The sequence below is a fragment of the Corallococcus sp. AB038B genome, from assembly GCF_003668955.1.
In the GTDB taxonomy this organism is placed as follows: domain Bacteria; phylum Myxococcota; class Myxococcia; order Myxococcales; family Myxococcaceae; genus Corallococcus; species Corallococcus exiguus.
Map to the genome: position 1 here is coordinate 1 of NZ_RAWO01000259.1, position 404 is coordinate 404.

The following is a 404-nucleotide window of genomic DNA, read 5'->3' on the forward strand; positions in this document are numbered from 1 at the left end:
TGATGTCGCGGTGGATGAGGCCGGCGCGGTGGGCGGCGTGGACGCCCTCGGCGGCTTCGCGGAGGACCAGGGCCTTCTGCTCCACGGTGAGCGCGTCCACGAGCACGTTGAGCGGCTGCCCGTCCACGTACTGCATGGCGATGTAGACGCGGCCGTGGACTTCACCGACCTCGAACACACGGCACACGTGCGCGTGGTCCACGCGGGCCTGGGCGCGGGCCTCGGAGACGAAGCGGCGGGTGAGCTCGGCGTCGTCGTCACGGACGAACTTGAGCGCGACGTGGCGGCGCAGGCGCGGATCCCACGCGAGGAACACGCGCCCCATGCCTCCCTGTCCGAGGAAGCGCACGGGTTGGTAACGGTCCCAGCCGGGGACGGGGAACGCGGGCTCGTCGGCGCGAAGG

At 72.0% G+C, this 404-nt stretch carries 1 protein-coding gene; it reads right to left on the reverse strand.

Annotated features, from left to right (window positions below):
• A partial coding sequence (locus tag D7Y04_RS43205; protein ID WP_147477371.1) for a protein kinase occupies positions 1–404 on the reverse strand: 404 nt, incomplete at both ends.